The 16,195-nt window shown below is 70.0% G+C and carries 15 protein-coding genes and 1 tRNA gene; 5 read left to right on the plus strand and 11 right to left on the minus strand.

The window, feature by feature from the left end:
• Positions 1 to 83 precede the first annotated feature (83 nt).
• Entirely contained in the window at positions 84 to 2,399 is a 2,316-nt protein-coding gene (locus OM513_RS02555; protein ID WP_264942572.1) for an FtsK/SpoIIIE family DNA translocase, read from the minus strand.
• Between the two features lie 155 nt (positions 2,400 to 2,554).
• Here OM513_RS02555 and OM513_RS02560 point away from each other — a divergent pair, with 155 nt between their 5' ends.
• On the plus strand, positions 2,555 to 3,772 hold the full coding sequence (locus OM513_RS02560) for an FAD-dependent monooxygenase (RefSeq protein WP_264943019.1): 1,218 nt from the start codon (positions 2,555 to 2,557) through the stop codon (positions 3,770 to 3,772).
• A gap of 97 nt (positions 3,773 to 3,869) precedes the next feature.
• Here OM513_RS02560 and OM513_RS02565 read toward each other — a convergent pair whose 3' ends face one another.
• Together OM513_RS02565 and OM513_RS02570 are read right to left on the minus strand one after the other, a co-directional pair.
• Complete coding sequence (locus OM513_RS02565; protein WP_264942573.1) at positions 3,870 to 4,478, minus strand: LON peptidase substrate-binding domain-containing protein; 609 nt, start codon at positions 4,476 to 4,478, stop codon at positions 3,870 to 3,872.
• Positions 4,475 to 5,383, minus strand: coding sequence for a tetratricopeptide repeat protein (locus OM513_RS02570; RefSeq protein WP_264942574.1), 909 nt, complete (start codon positions 5,381 to 5,383; stop codon positions 4,475 to 4,477). The genes OM513_RS02565 and OM513_RS02570 overlap by 4 nt, the downstream gene beginning before the upstream one ends.
• A gap of 165 nt (positions 5,384 to 5,548) precedes the next feature.
• Between OM513_RS02570 and OM513_RS02575 the strand changes: the two genes are divergently transcribed.
• Positions 5,549 to 5,623 (plus strand) — tRNA-Gly (locus tag OM513_RS02575).
• A 45-nt stretch (positions 5,624 to 5,668) separates the two neighbouring features.
• Here the strand turns inward: OM513_RS02575 and OM513_RS02580 are convergent.
• Genes OM513_RS02580 through OM513_RS02590 form a run of 3 tightly spaced genes read right to left on the minus strand, consistent with a single transcriptional unit; the run spans position 5,669 to position 8,650 of the window.
• The gene (locus OM513_RS02580) at positions 5,669 to 7,012 is read right to left on the minus strand and encodes a Gfo/Idh/MocA family protein (protein WP_264942575.1); all 1,344 of its coding nucleotides are present in this window, start codon (positions 7,010 to 7,012) and stop codon (positions 5,669 to 5,671) included.
• 20 nt (positions 7,013 to 7,032) lie between these two features.
• A complete protein-coding gene (locus OM513_RS02585; RefSeq protein ID WP_264942576.1) occupies positions 7,033 to 8,199 on the minus strand; it encodes a Gfo/Idh/MocA family protein in 1,167 nt (388 codons plus the stop codon).
• A 13-nt stretch (positions 8,200 to 8,212) separates the two neighbouring features.
• Positions 8,213 to 8,650 carry a cupin domain-containing protein gene (locus tag OM513_RS02590; RefSeq protein ID WP_264942577.1) on the minus strand — a complete coding sequence of 146 codons (438 nt, stop codon included), beginning with the start codon at positions 8,648 to 8,650 and terminating at the stop codon, positions 8,213 to 8,215.
• A gap of 154 nt (positions 8,651 to 8,804) precedes the next feature.
• On the opposite strand from OM513_RS02590, the gene OM513_RS02595 reads away from it, so the two are divergent.
• Both OM513_RS02595 and OM513_RS20765 read left to right on the plus strand, forming a co-directional pair.
• Positions 8,805 to 9,611 (plus strand): DUF72 domain-containing protein, encoded by an 807-nt coding sequence (locus OM513_RS02595; protein WP_264943020.1) that lies wholly within the window; start codon positions 8,805 to 8,807, stop codon positions 9,609 to 9,611.
• 96 nt (positions 9,612 to 9,707) lie between these two features.
• Positions 9,708 to 10,316: a methyl-accepting chemotaxis protein gene (locus OM513_RS20765; protein ID WP_319951592.1), complete on the plus strand. Its 609-nt coding sequence runs from the start codon at positions 9,708 to 9,710 to the stop codon at positions 10,314 to 10,316.
• Positions 10,317 to 10,355: 39 nt separating this feature from the next.
• Here OM513_RS20765 and OM513_RS02610 read toward each other — a convergent pair whose 3' ends face one another.
• Genes OM513_RS02610 through hemC form a run of 5 tightly spaced genes read right to left on the minus strand, consistent with a single transcriptional unit; the run spans position 10,356 to position 15,134 of the window.
• Complete coding sequence (locus OM513_RS02610) at positions 10,356 to 11,474, minus strand: CaiB/BaiF CoA transferase family protein (RefSeq protein ID WP_264942578.1); 1,119 nt, start codon at positions 11,472 to 11,474, stop codon at positions 10,356 to 10,358.
• Positions 11,474 to 12,658, minus strand: a complete 1,185-nt coding sequence (locus tag OM513_RS02615) for an acyl-CoA dehydrogenase (protein WP_264942579.1) — start codon at positions 12,656 to 12,658, stop codon at positions 11,474 to 11,476. Before OM513_RS02615 ends, OM513_RS02610 begins: the two co-directional genes overlap by 1 nt.
• Before the next feature lie 17 nt (positions 12,659 to 12,675).
• Positions 12,676 to 13,506: a hypothetical protein gene (locus OM513_RS02620; RefSeq protein ID WP_264942580.1), complete on the minus strand. Its 831-nt coding sequence runs from the start codon at positions 13,504 to 13,506 to the stop codon at positions 12,676 to 12,678.
• A gap of 31 nt (positions 13,507 to 13,537) precedes the next feature.
• On the minus strand, positions 13,538 to 14,212 hold the full coding sequence (locus OM513_RS02625; RefSeq protein ID WP_264942581.1) for a uroporphyrinogen-III synthase: 675 nt from the start codon (positions 14,210 to 14,212) through the stop codon (positions 13,538 to 13,540).
• Between the two features lie 10 nt (positions 14,213 to 14,222).
• The gene (hemC, locus tag OM513_RS02630; RefSeq protein WP_264942582.1) at positions 14,223 to 15,134 is read right to left on the minus strand and encodes a hydroxymethylbilane synthase; all 912 of its coding nucleotides are present in this window, start codon (positions 15,132 to 15,134) and stop codon (positions 14,223 to 14,225) included.
• 37 nt (positions 15,135 to 15,171) lie between these two features.
• On the opposite strand from hemC, the gene tsaD reads away from it, so the two are divergent.
• Positions 15,172 to 16,194: a tRNA (adenosine(37)-N6)-threonylcarbamoyltransferase complex transferase subunit TsaD gene (gene tsaD / locus OM513_RS02635; RefSeq protein WP_264942583.1), complete on the plus strand. Its 1,023-nt coding sequence runs from the start codon at positions 15,172 to 15,174 to the stop codon at positions 16,192 to 16,194.
• The last annotated feature ends 1 nt before the right edge of the window (position 16,195 follow it).

A 16,195-nucleotide genomic window follows, 5' to 3' on the forward strand; every position in this document is an offset into this window, starting at 1 on the left:
GATTTTATCCGCTTCCAGCTAGGAAGCGCGGCTTGAATGGCCGGTGAACCCGCCGGGCGCGCGATCGATCCCGGCAGGCCCTGTTACAACGGCCGCCCGTCGGTATCCATCAGCACTTCGCGGCGGCCGACATGGTCTGGCTTCGATACCAGCCCGTCGCGTTCCATCCGCTCGATCAGCCGCGCGGCTGAGTTGTAGCCGACGCGGAGCTGGCGCTGGAGCCAGGAGGTGGAGGCCTTCTGGCTCTCCGCGACTAGCTGGACGGCGCGGCGATAGAGCTGCTCCTCCGGGCTGTCGTCGCCCTCCGGGCTACCGTCGAGCGCGAAGCCGCCGTCCTCCGGCTCCTCGGTCACCGCGGCGATATAGTCGGGCGCGCCCTGCTCTCGCCAGTAATCGGCCACCGCCTGCACCTCATCGTCGCTGACGAAGGGGCCGTGGACGCGGATGAGCTGCTTGCCGCCCGACATATAGAGCATGTCGCCCTTGCCCAGGAGCTGCTCGGCGCCCTGTTCGCCCAGGATGGTGCGCGAATCGATCTTGCTGGTGACGTGGAAGCTGATGCGAGTCGGCAGGTTCGCCTTGATCACGCCGGTGATGACGTCGACCGAGGGGCGCTGCGTCGCCATGATCAGGTGGATGCCCGCCGCGCGCGCCTTCTGCGCCAGCCGCTGGATCAGGAACTCCACCTCCTTGCCCGCGGTCATCATCAGGTCGGCCAGCTCGTCTACGATCACCACGATCTGGGGCAGCGGCACCAGGTCGAGCGTCTCCTCCTCATAGATCGGCTTGCCGCTGTCGGGGTCCCAGCCGGTCTGCACCTTGCGCCCGATCTTCTGGCCCTTGGCCTTGGCCTGGCGCACCTTGTCGTTGAAGCTGGCCAGGCTGCGGACATTGGCGTGCGCCATCATGCGATAGCGGTCCTCCATCTGCTCGACCGCCCATTTCAACGCGCGCACGGCCTTCTGCGGCTCGGTCACGACATCGGCGAGCAGGTGGGGGATGCCCTTGTACATGCTGAGTTCCAGCATCTTCGGGTCGATCATGATCATTTTGCACTGCTCCGGCGTCAGCCGGTAAAGCAGCGACAGAATCATGCAGTTGAGCCCCACCGACTTGCCCGATCCGGTGGTGCCGGCCACGAGCAGGTGGGGCATCGGCGCCAGATCGGCGACCACAGGCTCGCCCGAGATGTTCTTTCCCAGCACTAGCGGCAGCGTCGCGTTCTGGTCCTCGAACGCATGGCTGGAGATCAGCTCGTGCAGGTTCACGGCCTCGCGCTTGGCGTTGGGCAGCTCGATGCCGATCACGCTGCGCCCGGGGATGGTGGCCACGCGAGCGCTGATCGCGCTCATGTTGCGCGCGATATCGTCGGCAAGCTGGATGACGCGGCTCGCCTTGATGCCGCTGGCGGGCTCCAGTTCGTACATCGTCACCACCGGGCCGGGGCGCACCTCCACGATCTGGCCCTTCACGTGGAAATCGTCGAGCACGGTTTCCAGCAGCCGGGCGTTGCGTTCCAGCGCGGCCTTGTCCACCGCCGCATTCTTGTTGGGCGGCGGCGCGGCCAGCAGGTCGATCGGCGGCAGCTTGAAACTGTCCTTGAAATCCAGGCTGGTCTGCGCCGGGGGCTTGGCACGGGGAGGCGCGGGCGCGACGCTGCGCTCGGCGATCACCGGGCCGGGGCGCGTCTCCGGCATCGCCACCTTGCGCGGCTGGGGTTTGGGCTGATCGGCGGCAGCGCCGCGCTGCGGAGCCGGCTCCTCGGCCGGCTCGGCGCTGCGGAAGGGGAGCTGCGGCATGCGGAACACGCGCTCGGGCACGCTGAAATCCAGCGTCCGCCACCACAACCACAGCCCGGCGGCCGCGAACAACAGCCCTATCGCATAGCCGATCCACAGCGCCGCGGCCGGATGGCCGATGAAGGCCAGCGCCCAGCGAATCCCGCCCGCGACCGCCAGCCCAGCCATGCCCCCCATGCCCGCGGGAAAACGCTCGCCGAAGCCGAAGAAGCGATCGACCGGGATCAGCGCCAGCGCCACCGCCACCAGCAGCGCGCCGGCCGCCGCCCCGCGCAGCATTCGCGCCCAATCGCCCACCGGCCGGTCGCGCCACAGCCGGTTGGCCACGCTGAACCCCACGGGCAGCAGCAGCACGACCGGCCAGCCCAGCACCGCCAGCGCCATATCGGCGATCCAGGCGCCGGGCGTGCCCAGCATGTTCTCCGCCGGTCCGCCGGACGCGGTGTTGGCCGAAGGATCCTGCGGGTTATAGCTCACCAGCGTGGCGAGCAGCATCAGCATCGCCGCCGCCACCGCCGCGCCGCCGATCACCGCGGCGCCGCGCCGCACGCCCTGTTTCATCGTCTCGCGCCAAAGCGCTGCCTCTGCCCGGGTCGCCATGGCCCAGCCTCCAATAATGTCAGGGGTGCGCGGGAATCATCGCGTACCCGGACTCCGCCGTCAAGATTCGCGCGACGGGCGCGTTGGAACGGGCGGGGCCGTCCCTGCTGTCACCTGCGCCGGTTCGTGCTAGGGCTCCAGCCATGGCCAGATCGATCGATAGCGCGGACGTCCTCATCCTTGGCGGCGGGCTGGTGGGCAGCGCGCTCGCGGCGGCGCTCGATGCGCACGGCATCACGTCGATCGTGGTGGACCCCGCCGATCCCGCGGCGATCCTGGCGGCGGAGCATGACGGCCGCGCTTCCGCGATCGCCAGCGCGCCGATGCGCATGTTCGAATGCATCGGGGTGGCCGCACGGCTGGTGGGCAGGGGCTGCCCGATCCAGGGCATCCGCGTTTCCGACGGGCTGGAGCCCGGCAAGCTGGATTTCGCGCCGGACGAGGGCGATGGCGCGCTGGGCCATATGTTCGAGAACCGGGTGCTGCGCACCGCGCTGCTGGAGGCCGCGCTGGCCGCGCCGCTGGCGGAGGTGCGGATGCAGACGCGGGCGCTCTCGGTCGATCGCGGGCCGCATGGCGTCACCGCCCGGCTGAGCGACGGGAGCACGGTGCGCGCCGCGTTGCTGGTGGCGGCGGAGGGGCGCAACTCGCCGACGCGCGAGGCGGCCGGGCTGCGCGTCGCGCGCTGGACCTATGATCACGCCGCGCTGATCTCCACCATCGGGCACGAACGCAGCCACGGGAATATCGCGTTCGAGATCTTCTATCCCGAAGGCCCCTTCGCGATCCTGCCCCTTCCCGACGATGCGCACGGCCATCGCTCCGCGGTGGTATGGACGGTTAGGGAAGGCCATGCGCCGGCGATGCTCGCGCTTTCCGACCGCGCCTGGCTGGCCGAGGCGGAGAAGAAGATGGGCGGGTTCCTGGGCCGGCTGGGGCCGCTCAGCCGCCGCTCCTCCTATCCGCTGGGCTTCCATCACGCCGCCTGGATCACCGCCGAACGGCTGGCGCTGGTGGGCGACGCGGCGCACGGCATCCATCCGATCGCGGGGCAGGGCGTGAACGTGGGCTTCCGCGACGTGGCGACGCTGGTCGAGGTGCTGGTGGAGGGCAAGCGGCTGGGGATGGACCTGGGCGATGGCCAGCTCCTGGCGCGCTATCAGCGCTGGCGGGGACTGGACACCTTCATGGTGGCCGCCGCCACCGACGGGCTGACGCGGCTGTTCGGCATTCCCGGCAGGGCGCCCGCCGCGGTCCGCCGTTTCGGCCTCTCGGCGGTCGACAAGCTGCCGCCGCTCAAGCGCTTCTTCATGTCCGAGGCGCGCGGAGAGAGCGGCGACGTGCCGAAGCTGTTGCAGGGGATGACGGTCTAGCGCCGGGGTTGGCTCTCGTAGCGGGACCGGCGCCTGCCGTCCCGCCGCCTGGCACTCGCCCTTCGACGGGCTCAGGGCGAACGGTTTCTACCGGCGGTTACTGCAGCGTCATGATCCCGTCGTCGCCGTGGCGGCCGTAGAACTGCATGAGCTGCACGATCAGCGCGGCGCGATCGCCCAGCGAATCGGCTTCCAGCAGCGCCTGCTTTGATGCGACGTCGAACGGCGCGATCTGGGCGATGCCGTTGACGAGCGCTTCGTCGTCCAGCCGCGCCACCGCCTCCCAATCGACTGCATAGCCCTGCGCATCGGCGAATCGGCGCGATTCGATCTCCAGGCTGGCGCGCTCGCCCAGCGATAGTACGCCGCCTTCGCCCGCCTCCTCCAGCTCGGCCTCCACCTGGCGGAACGGGGTGGCGACATCCAGTTCGCGCAGGATGTGGAACCGCGCCAACCCTTCCAGCACGATATCGAAGCGGCCGTCGGGCAGCGCGTCCACTTCCGCGATTCGGCCGACGCAGCCGGTTCCGAACAGCTCGGGCGGCTCCTGGCTGGTGCGCGGCTGGATCATCCCGATCCGCCGGTCGCGCGCCAGCGAATCGCTGACCATCGCGCGGTATCGCGGCTCGAAGATATGCAGCGGCAGGAACATGCGCGGGAAAAGCAGCGCCCCCGCCAGCGGAAACACCGATATCCGCGTGCTCATCCGAACAGGATCGCGGAGAGCCGGCGCCGCTGGGCCGAAACCCACGGGTCCTCCAGCCCCACCGCCTCGAACAGCTTGAGCAGCCGCTGGCGGGCGGCGCCCTCGTTCCACTCGCGGTCGGCGGCGATCATCGCCAGCAGCGTGTCGGCGGCGGCGGCGTGATCGCCCGCCGCCATCTGGGCGCCGGCCAGCTCGTAGCGCGACTCCATGTCCTCCGGGTTCGCGGCGGCGTGCGCGGCCAGGCCGGAGAGGTCGTCGACCGGCTTGGCCTCCTGCGCGATCGAGATGGCGGCACGGGCGCGTTCCACCTCGGCATGTTTCGCCGCCTCGGGCGGCAGCGCGGCGAGCGCTGCCTCCGCCTCATCGGTCCGGCCGAGCGCCAGCAGCGCGCGCGCATGGCCCGCGGCGATCAGCGGATGCTCGGGCGCCAGCGCCGAAAGCTCCTCGAAAATGCCCAGCGCGCGCTCGGTATCGCCCGCGGCCAGCACTTCCTCGCCCATCGCGATCAGCGGCTCCAGCTCGGCCTCCGCCTCCTGCGCCTCGCTGCTCACGGGGATCTGGCGCAGGATCTGGTCCAGCATGGTGCGAAGCTGCGTCTCGGTGCGCGCCTGGCTCAGGTCGGCGACGAGCTGGCCCTGGAACATCGCATAGACGGTGGGGATCGAGCGCACCTGAAACTGGGCGGCGACGAACTGATTCTTGTCGACATCGATCTTGGCCAGCGCCACGCCGCGCGCGGCATATTCGGCGGCAACCTTCTCCAGCACCGGGGTGAGCTGCTTGCACGGGCCGCACCATTCCGCCCAGAAATCGATGATCACCAGCTTCGTCATCGAAGGCTCGACGACGTCGCGGCGAAAGGCATCGACGGCTTCGCGTTCGGCGGTGGTCAGTCCCGTGGCCACGTACAGGCTCCAATTGATAGCGTTCAGGTGGGGACTATGTGGGCGTTCGCAGGGCCGAGGCCAAGTCCTTTCGGAAGTGCGATCGGGGGGCTTGCCCCGCCCCGGGACCGATGCTAGAGGCCGCCGCCTTGACCCGGCCCGCGGCTTCCGCGGGACCACGCCAGAGCGGGCGTAGCTCAGGGGTAGAGCACAACCTTGCCAAGGTTGGGGTCGAGGGTTCGAATCCCTTCGCCCGCTCCAGCGTGCCGTCATGGCGAGCTTTCGCCGCCCGGCGCGGCCGCGATCCTATACCGCCCATTTCGCGCGCTGCGGGCGGCTCAGCATCTTCGCGGCTTGGGGGTCGCCGATGATCTGCTCCTTCTCAGGGTCCCAGCGGATTTTCCGCCCGGTCTTCATCGCGATCCAGTGGAGCAGGCAGGTGGTGCAGGCGCGGTGGCCGGTCTCCGCGGGCGCGCTCAGCGGCGCGGTGCCGTGAATCGCGTCCAGCCAGTTGCGATGCTGCTCGGCGGACTTGGGCAGATGCACCCCGCCGGGGCCGATCACGCTTTCCAGGATTCGCGAATCGCCCGCCGTCAGCGGATCGACCTGTTGCCCGCCGGGATCGCTGGGGGTCACCGGGCCGGATCGCGTGACGAAGATCCAGCCGCCGTCGCCGATGAACTTCACGCCGTTGGGCAGCGCGCCCGACACGGTCATCGTCACCCCGTTGGCATAGCGTGCATGTGTCTCGAACGGACCGTGGACATCCCACAGGCCAGACGCGGGAAACGCCGCCTTGCCCCAGATCTCGACCGGGCCGGAATGCTCCATGTCCATGCCCCAATGGGCGATGTCGATATGATGCGCGCCCCAGCCGGTGATCATCCCGGCGCCGAACTGCTCGCAACGCAGCCAGCCGGGGCGATTTTCGAAGCTGTCCTGCGGATGCACGCGCGTCTCGGTGTAATAGACCTCGGGGGTGGTGCCCAGCCAGGCGTCGTAATCCAGGTTGGGCGGAATCGGCATCGTCGGCGCTTCCGGCCCCGAAGGATCGCCGGGCAGGCCGACCTCGACATGGCGCAGCCGCCCGATCCGGCCGTTACGCACCAGCTCGCACGCGCGGCGGAACTGCGGCCACGGGTCCTCGCCGCGCTGCTGCGATCCGATCTGCAGCAGCCTGCCCGACGCCTTCACCGCATCGGTCATGGCCCGGCCCTCCGCGATGGTCAGCGATGCGGGCTTCTGGAGATAGACGTGCTTGCCCGCGCGCACGGCCCGGATCGCGATCGGCGCGTGCTGGTGATCGGGGGTGGAGATCAGCACCGCGTCGATCGCGGGATCGGCGATCAGTTCGCGATAGTCGGCGTATCCGCGCGTGCCCGAATAGGGCTTGCCCAGCTTGGCCGCATAGCGGTCGTCGACAAGCTGCATGCCTGCGCCCAGCCGCCTGGAATCGACGTCGCACACCGCCACGACATGGGTGTCGTCATGCTTCTGGACTTCCTTGATGTCGTGGATCCGCGCGATCCGCCCCACGCCGATCGCGCCCACGGCGATCCGGTTCGACGGCGCGTTGCGGCCGAACACGCTGGCGGGAACGATCGCGGGAAAGGCCGCCGCGGCCTTCAGCACGGTGCGCCGGCTGGTCATCTTCGCGTCTCCTGCCCGGGTCATGGCGTCACCGGCCGGGTCGCGCGCGCCTGGGCGGTCAGCACCAGCTCGGCGGCGAGCAGCGCCTGTTCCTGGTCCTGCGCGATGCTGCTGCGCTCCACCACATCGGTCACGAACTGGGGGCCGAAGGGCAGCGGCACCTTCGAACAATCCATGTATCGCACGCCTGCCTTGTCGGCGATCAGCAGGTGGTTGCCCCCCGGCCGCCCGGCAACGTCGACATATTTGCGCAGCTCGATGTAGCCATCGGTCCCCAGGATGAAGAGGCGGCCGTCGCCCCAGGTCGGCAGCCCGTCGGGCGTGAACCAGTCGACGCGGATATATCCGGTGCCGCCGTCGCCGGTGGCGATCATGTCGCCGAAATCCTCGAAGTCCGGCTTGTCCGGCCAATGGAGGTTGCCGGTCTGCGCCGCGATCACCTGCGCCCGCTTCGATCCGGTGTAGAACAGGAACTGGTCGGCCTGGTGGCTGCCGATATCGGTCAGGATGCCGCCATAGCGCGCCTTGTCCCAGAACCAGCCGGGCCGGCTCGGCGCGTTGACCCGGTGCGGCGCCAGGTTGACCGTCTGGACCACCTTGCCGATCGCGCCCTGCGCGACCAGATGCCCGGCCTGAACCGCCGCGCGCACCTCCAGCCGTTCGGAATACATGATCGCGAACTTGCGGCCCGTGCGCCGGATCGTCTCGCGAACCCGGGCGAGCTGATCGAGCGTGGTGATCGCGGGCTTGTCGCCCAGATAGTCCTTGCCCGCCTCCATCGCGCGGATGCCCAGCGGCGCGCGCTGATCCGGCACGGGCGCGGCGACGATGAGCTGGATGCTCCTGTCCGCCAGGATCGCCTCGGCGCTCTTCGCGAGCGCCACGCCGTTGCCATAGCGCCTGGCGAAGGTCGCGATCTGCGCCGGATCGGTGGCGAAGAAGCTGACGGGCGTGCCGCCGCCGCGGATCATCGCATCGGTCATCGAACAGATGTGCGCGTGATCCAGCCCGATCACGCCGAAGCGGATACGGTGCTTCGCCTCCGGCTCGGGTGCGGCGGGCGCCTGTTCGGCGGAGACGGCGTTGCCCTGCGCCGCGGTTTGCGCCTGCGCGCTCGCGGAGAGCGCTGCGGCCAGCCCCGCCATGCCGGCTCCGCCCAGCATCGCGCGGCGATCGATCGGATCCATGCCCTTCCTCCCCTCAGCACGCGGGCGTGGCCGCGGTCTTCCAGTTGATCACATGATAGGTCGCCGGCCCATCGCCCACATTGCGCAGCGCATGCGGCGCGTTGCTGGCGTTGAACACTACCGATCCGGGGCCGATCCGCTTCCAGGAGCCACCGCTCAGCACCTCCACCGTGCCTTCCTTGACGATCACCAGCTCCTCGTTCGGATGGGTGTGCGGCGGATGGCTCGAAAGGCCGGGGTTCAGCGTGGTGACGTGCATCTCCAGCTCGGCAAGCGTCGCGGTGGGCTGGCGGACCAGGTTGCGCAGCGCGCCGACATCGGTGGCCTTGGCCTCCATCGCCTGCCAGTCCCACACGGCGGGGCCGAGCACCCCCAGGGCGCGGGTCGCCCCGGCGGCGGCCGAAAGCGTCACGGCGGCGGCAAGCGCCACGGCCAGGTCACGGCGGGTCACCGGCATCGTCTCTCCCTCTCCTCCGGTATCGCATCGGCAATTGTCCGAGTTATCGCAGGCTAGGATCTGCCGCCCGCGCTGTCCAGCGCCGTGCTTCCCATGGGTAATGGTTCCGGTTATGTTCCTAATCATCCTTCTCGATCAGGTGCCCGGCATGTCCAGTCCATCGTCTTCCGCCCCCATCCGCGCCGGCATCGGCGGCTGGACGTTCGAGCCGTGGCGGGGGACCTTCTACCCCGCCGGGCTTTCCCAGAAGAAGGAGCTGGAATTCGCCAGCCGCGCGCTGACCGCGATCGAGATCAACGGCACCTATTACAGCAGCTTCGAGCCGCAGACCTTCGAGGGCTGGGCCGCCACGGTGCCCGACGGATTCGTCTTCGCGGTGAAGGCATCGCGATTCTGCACCAACCGCAAGGTGCTGGCGGACGCGGACGAATCGGTGGCGAAGTTCGTGGGGCAGGGCATCGTCGCGCTCGGCGACCGGCTGGGCCCGATCCTGTGGCAGTTCATGGCCACCAAGAAATTCGATGCGGCCGATTTCGGCGCATTCCTGAAGCTGTTGCCCGCATCGCATGAGGGTGTGGCGCTGCGCCATGCGATCCAGGTGCGCCACGAGAGCTTCCGCACGCCCGAATTCGTCGCGATGTGCCGCGATGCGGGTGCGGCGATCGTGTTCGCCGATTCGCCCGAATATCCCGCGATCGCGGATGTGACCGCCAGCTTCGTCTATGCCCGGCTGGAAAGCGGAAGCGACGATAATCCGCGCTGCTACCCCGATCCGGATCTGGCGAAATGGGCCGAGGCGGCCAGGCTATGGGCGTCGGGCGGCGTTCCGGATGGTCTGCCCTATGTCGAAACCGCGCCCCCGCCGGCGATCCCGCGCGAGACCTTCATGTTCTTCATCCATGGCGGAAAGGTCCGTGCGCCCGCCGCGGCGCAGGCGTTGATTGCGCAACTTTGATGCCACTTCGTCAAAACACGTAGTTTCGCGGCTTGAAATCCATCCAAAATGGCGGACAACGGCATCAGTTGTGTAACAATATAACCTCGGGTCCTCATGGCATCGTACAATCCGGAATTTTATAGCGCCGGCGATCACGGCGGAAAGCTTGCTGCCATCGATCGATCGCTGCTGGTGGCGGAGTTCGACACGCGCGGGGTGATCCTTCACGCCAACGGCAACTTCCTGACGGTCACCGGATATGATTCCGATGCGCTGGTCGGCCAGCATCATCGCATCCTGTGCGATCCCGAGTTCGCGAACAGCGCCGAATATGCCGCCTTCTGGCAGGAGCTGCGCGACGGCGAATTCCATTCCGGGGAGTGCCGCCGCATCGCGTGCGACGGGCAGGGGATCTGGCTGCAGGCCACCTATTCCCCGATGTTCGGCCCTTCCGGCGAGGTGACCAAGATCGTCAAGATCGCGTCGGATATCACCCATGCGCGCACCCGCGAGGCGGAGGCGCGCGAGATGCTGGGCGAGATCATGGGATCGATCGAGGATATCGCCAGCCGCATCAACATGCTGGCGCTGAACGCCCAGATCGAGGCCGCCCGCGCGGGCGAGGCCGGGCGCGGCTTCGCCGTCGTCGCGACCGAGGTGAAGCGGCTGGCCGCCGATACGCGCGCTGCCACGCTGCGCGCGGCCGAACTGGTCCGGCGCTGAAATCGGCCGCGGCGCTGGCCTGGCGAAACGGAAGCCGCTTTAGACGTCGTTCGCGGGCCGCGGCGGGCTTGGCTTGCGGGCCACCATCCGCTCGCCGTCGATCACGATCGGGCTGGCGACGCCCGGCAGCCCCTCCAGCGCCACGCGCATCCCGCGCGCGACCACCTGGGGATCGGCGAACACCTCGTCCAGCCGGTTGATCGGCCCGGCGGGCACGCCCTGGGCCTCCAGCGCCTCGTAGAGATCGGCCTTGGCCCAGCCGCCGATCGCCTCCTGCAGCAGCGCGGCGAGCTCGGGCCGGTTGGTCACCCGTCCCGGATTGGTCGCGAAGCGCGGGTCCCCGGCCAGCGGCAGGCCCAGCACCGCGCAGAGCCTGCGGAACTGCCCGTCATTGCCCACCGCGATGATCAGCTCGCCGTCGCGCGCCGAAAATACCTGATAGGGCGCCAGATTGGCGTGGCCGTTGCCCATCCGGTGCGGCACCTTGCCCGAAGCCATCCAGTTCAGCGCCTGGTTGGCGAGCACGGCGACCTGGGTGTCGAGCAGCGCCATGTCGATATGCGCGCCGCTGCCGGTCGCGTCGCGCTGGCGCAGCGCCGCCAGGATCGCCACCGCCGAATAGACGCCGGTGAAGATGTCGGCATAGGCGATGCCCGCCTTCTGCGGCGGCCCGTCCGGCTCGCCGGTCAGCGACATGAAGCCGCCCATCCCCTGGACGATGAAGTCATATCCCGCGCGATGGGCGTAGGGGCCGGTCTGGCCGAAGCCGGTGATCGAGCAGATCACCAGCCGCGGGTTCAGCGCGCGCAGGCTGGCGGGATCGAGCCCGTATTTCACCAGCCCGCCGACCTTGTAGTTCTCGATTACCACATCCGATTGCGCGGCCAGCTCGCGGATTCGCGCCTGGCCCTCCGTGGTGGTCAGGTCCACGGCGATGCTGCGCTTGCCGCGGTTGCACGAATGGTAATAGGCCGCGTCCAGGTTCGCGCCGTCCGGCCCGATCAGGAACGGCGGCCCCCAGTGCCGGGTGTCGTCGCCCTCGCCCGGGCGCTCCACCTTGATCACTTCGGCGCCCAGATCGGCGAGCAACTGGCCGCACCAGGGGCCGGCCAGGATTCGCGCCAGCTCCAGGACGCGGATGCCCTCCAGCGGCCGCATCAGAAGGCGGCGATGCCCGTGATCGCGCGTCCCAGGATCAGCCCATGCACGTCATGCGTGCCCTCATAGGTGTTCACGGTTTCCAGGTTGATCGCGTGGCGCATCACATGGAATTCGGCGGAAATGCCGTTGCCGCCATGCATGTCGCGCGCGACGCGGGCGATATCCAGCGCCTTGCCGCAGTTGTTGCGCTTGATGATGCTGATCGTGTCGGGCGCCAGCGTGCCCGCGTCGAACATCCGCCCCGCCTGCAGCGCCGCCTGCAGGCCCAGCGCGATCTCGGTCTGCATGTTCGCCAGCTTGAGCTGGACGAGCTGGTTGGCGGCCAGCGGCCTGCCGAACTGGGCGCGATCCAGCGTATATTGGCGCGCCGCGTGGAAACAGGCCTCGGCCGCGCCCATCGCGCCCCAGGCGATGCCGTAGCGCGCCCGGTTGAGGCAGCCGAACGGCCCCTTCAGCCCCTGAACCTCGGGCAGCAGCGCATCGTCGGGCACCTCCACGCCGTCCATCACGATCTCGCCGGTGATCGACGCGCGCAGGCTCAGCTTGCCTTCGATCTTGGGGGTCGAAAGCCCCTTCATCCCGCGTTCGAGCACGAATCCCTTGATCCCGCCGCCATGCGCCGCGCTCTTCGCCCAGACGACCATCACGTCGGCGATCGGCGAATTGGTGATCCACATCTTCGATCCGGTCAGCCGGTATCCGCCGTCGATCTTCTCGGCGCGGGTGCGCATGCTGCCGGGGTCCGATCCGGCATCCGGCTCGGTCAGCCCGAAACAGCCGACCCATTCGCCGGTGGCGAGCCTGGGCAGATACTTCCGCTTCTGCTCCTCGGTGCCATAGGCGTGGATCGGATGCATCACGAGCGAGCTCTGCACGCTCATCGCAGAACGATAGCCCGAATCGACACGCTCCACCTCGCGCGCGACCAGGCCATAGGACACATAGCCCAGCCCGGCGCCGCCATAGGTTTCCGGGATCGTCGCGCCCAGCAGGCCAAGCGCGCCCATCTCCGACATGATCTCGCGGTCGAACCGTTCCTCCAGAAAGGCGCTGGTGACGCGCGGCAGCAGCTCGCCCTGCGCGTAATCGCGCGCGGCGTCGCGCACCATCCGCTCTTCGTCGGTAAGCTGCGCGTCGAGCGCGAACGGGTCCTGCCAGTCGAACCGGCCCATCTCAGCCATTCTGCCCTCTCATGTCGTCATCGTGGCGTTTCGGGAGTTGCCATGGCCGCCGCCTCGATGCGGCGCAAGGCTTCGCGGGCGGCGACATAGCGGCGCGCGGCGTCAAGCCAGCTCGCGGCGGCACCGGCGCCCGGCATGTGCGCGATCTCTGCCAGCGCCGCCTCCACCTGGCCCTCGTCCAGCGCGCGGCGGGCGCGGCGCAGCCGGTCGGCGGGGCGGGGGCTGGGCGAATCGGACTGGCGCAGCACCACCAGATCGCCGATCAGCCGCCGCATTCCCGCCAGCCAGCCCTCGCCCGGCGCGCTCGAAAGCCGCGGCGCGATCGTTTCCAGCGCCAGCCGCAGATCTTCCAGCGTCACGGGCTGGGCGGCCGCCTGCGCCAGCGTCGCCACCGCATCCCCCTCCGTCTCGCCGAAGCGGCGGCGGAGCTGGATTTCCAGCGGGCCGAGCGGCAGGCCGCGCTCGATCGCGCGCCGCACCGACGCGGCCAGCAACAGCCGTTCGGCCTGGGTCGCCTTGCTCTCGGCAGTGCGCGCGCCCTCGTCGGCCTCGCGCAGGCGCGTTTCGATCCGGTCGAGCCTGCCGGCAAGCTCGGTCTCGCGCGCCGAAAGCGTGGCGACGTCGGTCGCGGCCGGCAGCACGGGCGAAGGCGCGGCGTGCGGCTGAGTCGCGGGTGCGGCCACTGCCGGCGCCGGGGGCGGCGGCGGCGCCGGGCGCAGCCCCAGCATCCAGGCGGCCCCGCCCATGGCGGCAGCCCCGGCGACGAAGGCGAGCACGCCAACGGTGACGCCGCTGCCCGGGCGTGCGGCGCGCCGCGCCGGTTCGAGAGGCTCGTCATCGGCGGTCATGCAGGCCCTTATGGCGCCCCCGCGGCGGGGGTCAATCGGCGAGCGAGACGGCCGCCTCCACCAATGCCTCCGCCGTCATCACGGGCGGCACGAGAATGCGTTCCCAGCCGGTCCCGGCGGCGGCGGCGGCCCGATCGCTGACCGCGACCAGCGCGATCGATTCGCGCGCCAGCCCCTCGCGCACGGCGATTTCCCCAAGCAGCGCGGCGGCGCGAGGCGACTGGACGATGGCGACGCTTCCCGCCAGCGCGGCGGCCTCCTCGGGCGCTATTCGCCGCGGGTCGCTGGCGTAGACGGTGATCGCCGACGCCACGATCCCGCCCGGCTCCACGCTGCGTTCGCGCCCCGCCAGGTGTAGCGCGTGCCGCACGCCCGCGGCGCCGGCCCCGGCGATCAGTTCAGCGGCCCCGGCGCTGCCCGTCATCGCCACTGAAAAGCCTGCGCTCCGCGCTGCCGCCGCTGTCGCCTCGCCCACGGCATAGACCGGTAGCGCGGCCAGCTTCGCCAGCCCGGCGCCGCCGCGGCGCAGTGCGTTGGCGCTGGTCAGGATCAGCGCGTCGAAGCCCGCGGGATCGGGCGCCTGCCATGCCACGGGCACAACCTCGAACAGCGGCAGCCGGATCGCGTGCCGCCCCCGCGCCGCGATCGCATCGGCGGTCGCGCGGTTGCCGGGCTCGGGCCGCAGCACCGCGATCGGCCGGCTCACGCCCGCGCCTTCATGCCGCGAACAGCCGCCGCACCTCCGGCGGGGCGCGGTCCAGCAGGTCGCGGGCGATGGCGCGGGGCAGCTCCGGATCGCCCGGTGCGCCGGCTTCCTGCGTATGGACATGGCCCGTGCCGTCCTCGCTCAACAGCTCGGCCCGCAGCGTCAGCACCGCGCCCTCGATCGTCGCCAGCGCGCCCACCGGGGAATGGCATCCGGCCTTCAGTGCCGCGAGAAGCCCGCGCTCGGCGCTGACACAGGCATGGGTGGCCGGATCGCCGATCGCGGCGATCAGCCCCAGCGCGCGATCGTCGCCGGCATGCGCCTCGATCCCCACCGCGCCCTGGGCGGGGGCTGGCAGCATCGTCTCGACGGGCACCGGATGCCCCACGTCGCGCCCCAGCCGCGCCAGCCCCGCCGCGGCGAGCAGCGTCGCTTCGGCCTCGCCAGCCGCCAGCTTGGCGATGCGCGTGTCCACATTGCCGCGGAACAGCACGATGTTCAGGTCCGGCCGCAGCCGCCGGAGCTGCGCGGCGCGGCGCGGCGAACTGGTGCCCACGCGCGCGCCCCGGGGCAGCGCCGCCACGCTTTCGGCGCCCAGGATGCGATCGCGCACATCGGCGCGCGGCAGCATCGCGGCGATCACGATTCCCGTGGGGCGAAAGGTCTCGACATCCTTCATCGAATGCACCGCGCAATCGATCCCGCCGTCCATCAGCGCGCCGTCCAGCTCCTTGGTCCACAAGGCCTTGCCGCCGATATCGGCCAGCGCGCGATCCTGCACGCGATCGCCGGTGGTGCGCACGGTGACGATCTCCACCGCCTCCGGCGCCCAGCCGTGCGTGGCGATCAGCGCATCGCGCACCATATTGGCCTGGACGAGTGCGAGCGGCGATCCGCGCGTGCCGATACGAAAGGGCTTCATGGCTTGTGCTAATGGGCCATCGGCCTAGAGGGATGCAATGGCGCTGATCCTGGGGCTTGAATCGAGTTGCGACGAGACCGCCGCCGCGCTGGTGAGTTGCGCGCGCGAGGTGCGGGCGCACCGCCTGGCCCGGCAGGAGGCGCAGCATCGGCCCTATGGCGGCGTGGTGCCGGAAATCGCGGCGCGCGCGCATGTGGAGGCGCTGGGGCCGCTGGTGGAGGCCGCGCTGGCCGACGCCGGGGTTTCGCTGAACGATGTCGATGCGATCGCCGCAACGGCCGGCCCTGGGCTGATCGGCGGGGTGATGGTGGGGCTGGTGACGGGCAAGGCGCTGGCGCTCGCGGCGGGCAAGCCGCTGATCGCGGTCAACCATCTGGAGGGGCACGCGCTGTCGCCGCGGCTGGCCGATCCGGATCTCGGATTCCCCTATCTGCTGCTGCTCGTATCGGGCGGGCATTGCCAGTTGCTGCTGGTGGAGGGCGTGGGCGCCTATCGCCGCCTGGCCACCACCATCGACGACGCGGCGGGCGAGGCGTTCGACAAGACCGCCAAGATGCTCGGCCTCGGCTTTCCCGGCGGCCCGGCAGTGGAGGAGGCCGCGTCACGCGGAACGCCGCGTATCCCGTTGCCGCGCCCGCTGGTCGGTTCGGGCGAGCCGCATTTCAGTTTCGCCGGGCTCAAGAGTGCGGTGGCGCGGATCGCGAACGATTATCCGCCGGAGGATGTCGCCGCGTCGTTCCAGCAGGCGGTGGTCGATTGCCTGATCGATCGCACGCGCATCGCGCTGGGCAAGGTGAAGGTGCTGGCGCTGGTCGTCGCGGGCGGCGTGGCGGCGAACCGGGCGGTGCGCGGCGCGCTTCAGGAGCTGGCGGCGGAGCAGGGCGTGCGCTTCGTAGCGCCGCCGCTGTGGCTGTGTACCGATAACGCAGCGATGATCGCCTGGGCGGGGGCGGAGCGGTTCGCAGCCGGGTTCAGCGATCCGCTCGACGTGCCCGCCCGCGCGCGCTGGCCGCTCGATCCCGACGCGGAGAAGGTGCGCGGCGCCGGAGTGAAGGCATGAG

This window comes from Sphingomonas canadensis (genome assembly GCF_026013525.1).
Taxonomy (GTDB): Bacteria; Pseudomonadota; Alphaproteobacteria; order Sphingomonadales; family Sphingomonadaceae; genus Sphingomonas; species Sphingomonas canadensis.

What these genes read in the sequence shown, in the direction of transcription:
- OM513_RS02585 (WP_264942576.1), bottom strand. Translation starts at nt 8,199, where the DNA reads ATGGATCCGATCGATCGCCGCGCGATGCTGGGCGGAGCCGGCATGGCG.
- OM513_RS02610 (WP_264942578.1), bottom strand. Translation starts at nt 11,474, where the DNA reads ATGCGGCCGCTGGAGGGCATCCGCGTCCTGGAGCTGGCGCGAATCCTG.
- OM513_RS02615 (WP_264942579.1), bottom strand. Translation starts at nt 12,658, where the DNA reads ATGGCTGAGATGGGCCGGTTCGACTGGCAGGACCCGTTCGCGCTCGAC.
- OM513_RS02555 (WP_264942572.1), bottom strand. Translation starts at nt 2,399, where the DNA reads ATGGCGACCCGGGCAGAGGCAGCGCTTTGGCGCGAGACGATGAAACAG.
- OM513_RS20765 (WP_319951592.1), top strand. Translation starts at nt 9,708, where the DNA reads ATGGCATCGTACAATCCGGAATTTTATAGCGCCGGCGATCACGGCGGA.
- OM513_RS02565 (WP_264942573.1), bottom strand. Translation starts at nt 4,478, where the DNA reads ATGAGCACGCGGATATCGGTGTTTCCGCTGGCGGGGGCGCTGCTTTTC.
- OM513_RS02595 (WP_264943020.1), top strand. Translation starts at nt 8,805, where the DNA reads ATGTCCAGTCCATCGTCTTCCGCCCCCATCCGCGCCGGCATCGGCGGC.
- OM513_RS02620 (WP_264942580.1), bottom strand. Translation starts at nt 13,506, where the DNA reads ATGACCGCCGATGACGAGCCTCTCGAACCGGCGCGGCGCGCCGCACGC.
- tsaD (WP_264942583.1), top strand. Translation starts at nt 15,172, where the DNA reads ATGGCGCTGATCCTGGGGCTTGAATCGAGTTGCGACGAGACCGCCGCC.
- OM513_RS02580 (WP_264942575.1), bottom strand. Translation starts at nt 7,012, where the DNA reads ATGACCAGCCGGCGCACCGTGCTGAAGGCCGCGGCGGCCTTTCCCGCG.
- hemC (WP_264942582.1), bottom strand. Translation starts at nt 15,134, where the DNA reads ATGAAGCCCTTTCGTATCGGCACGCGCGGATCGCCGCTCGCACTCGTC.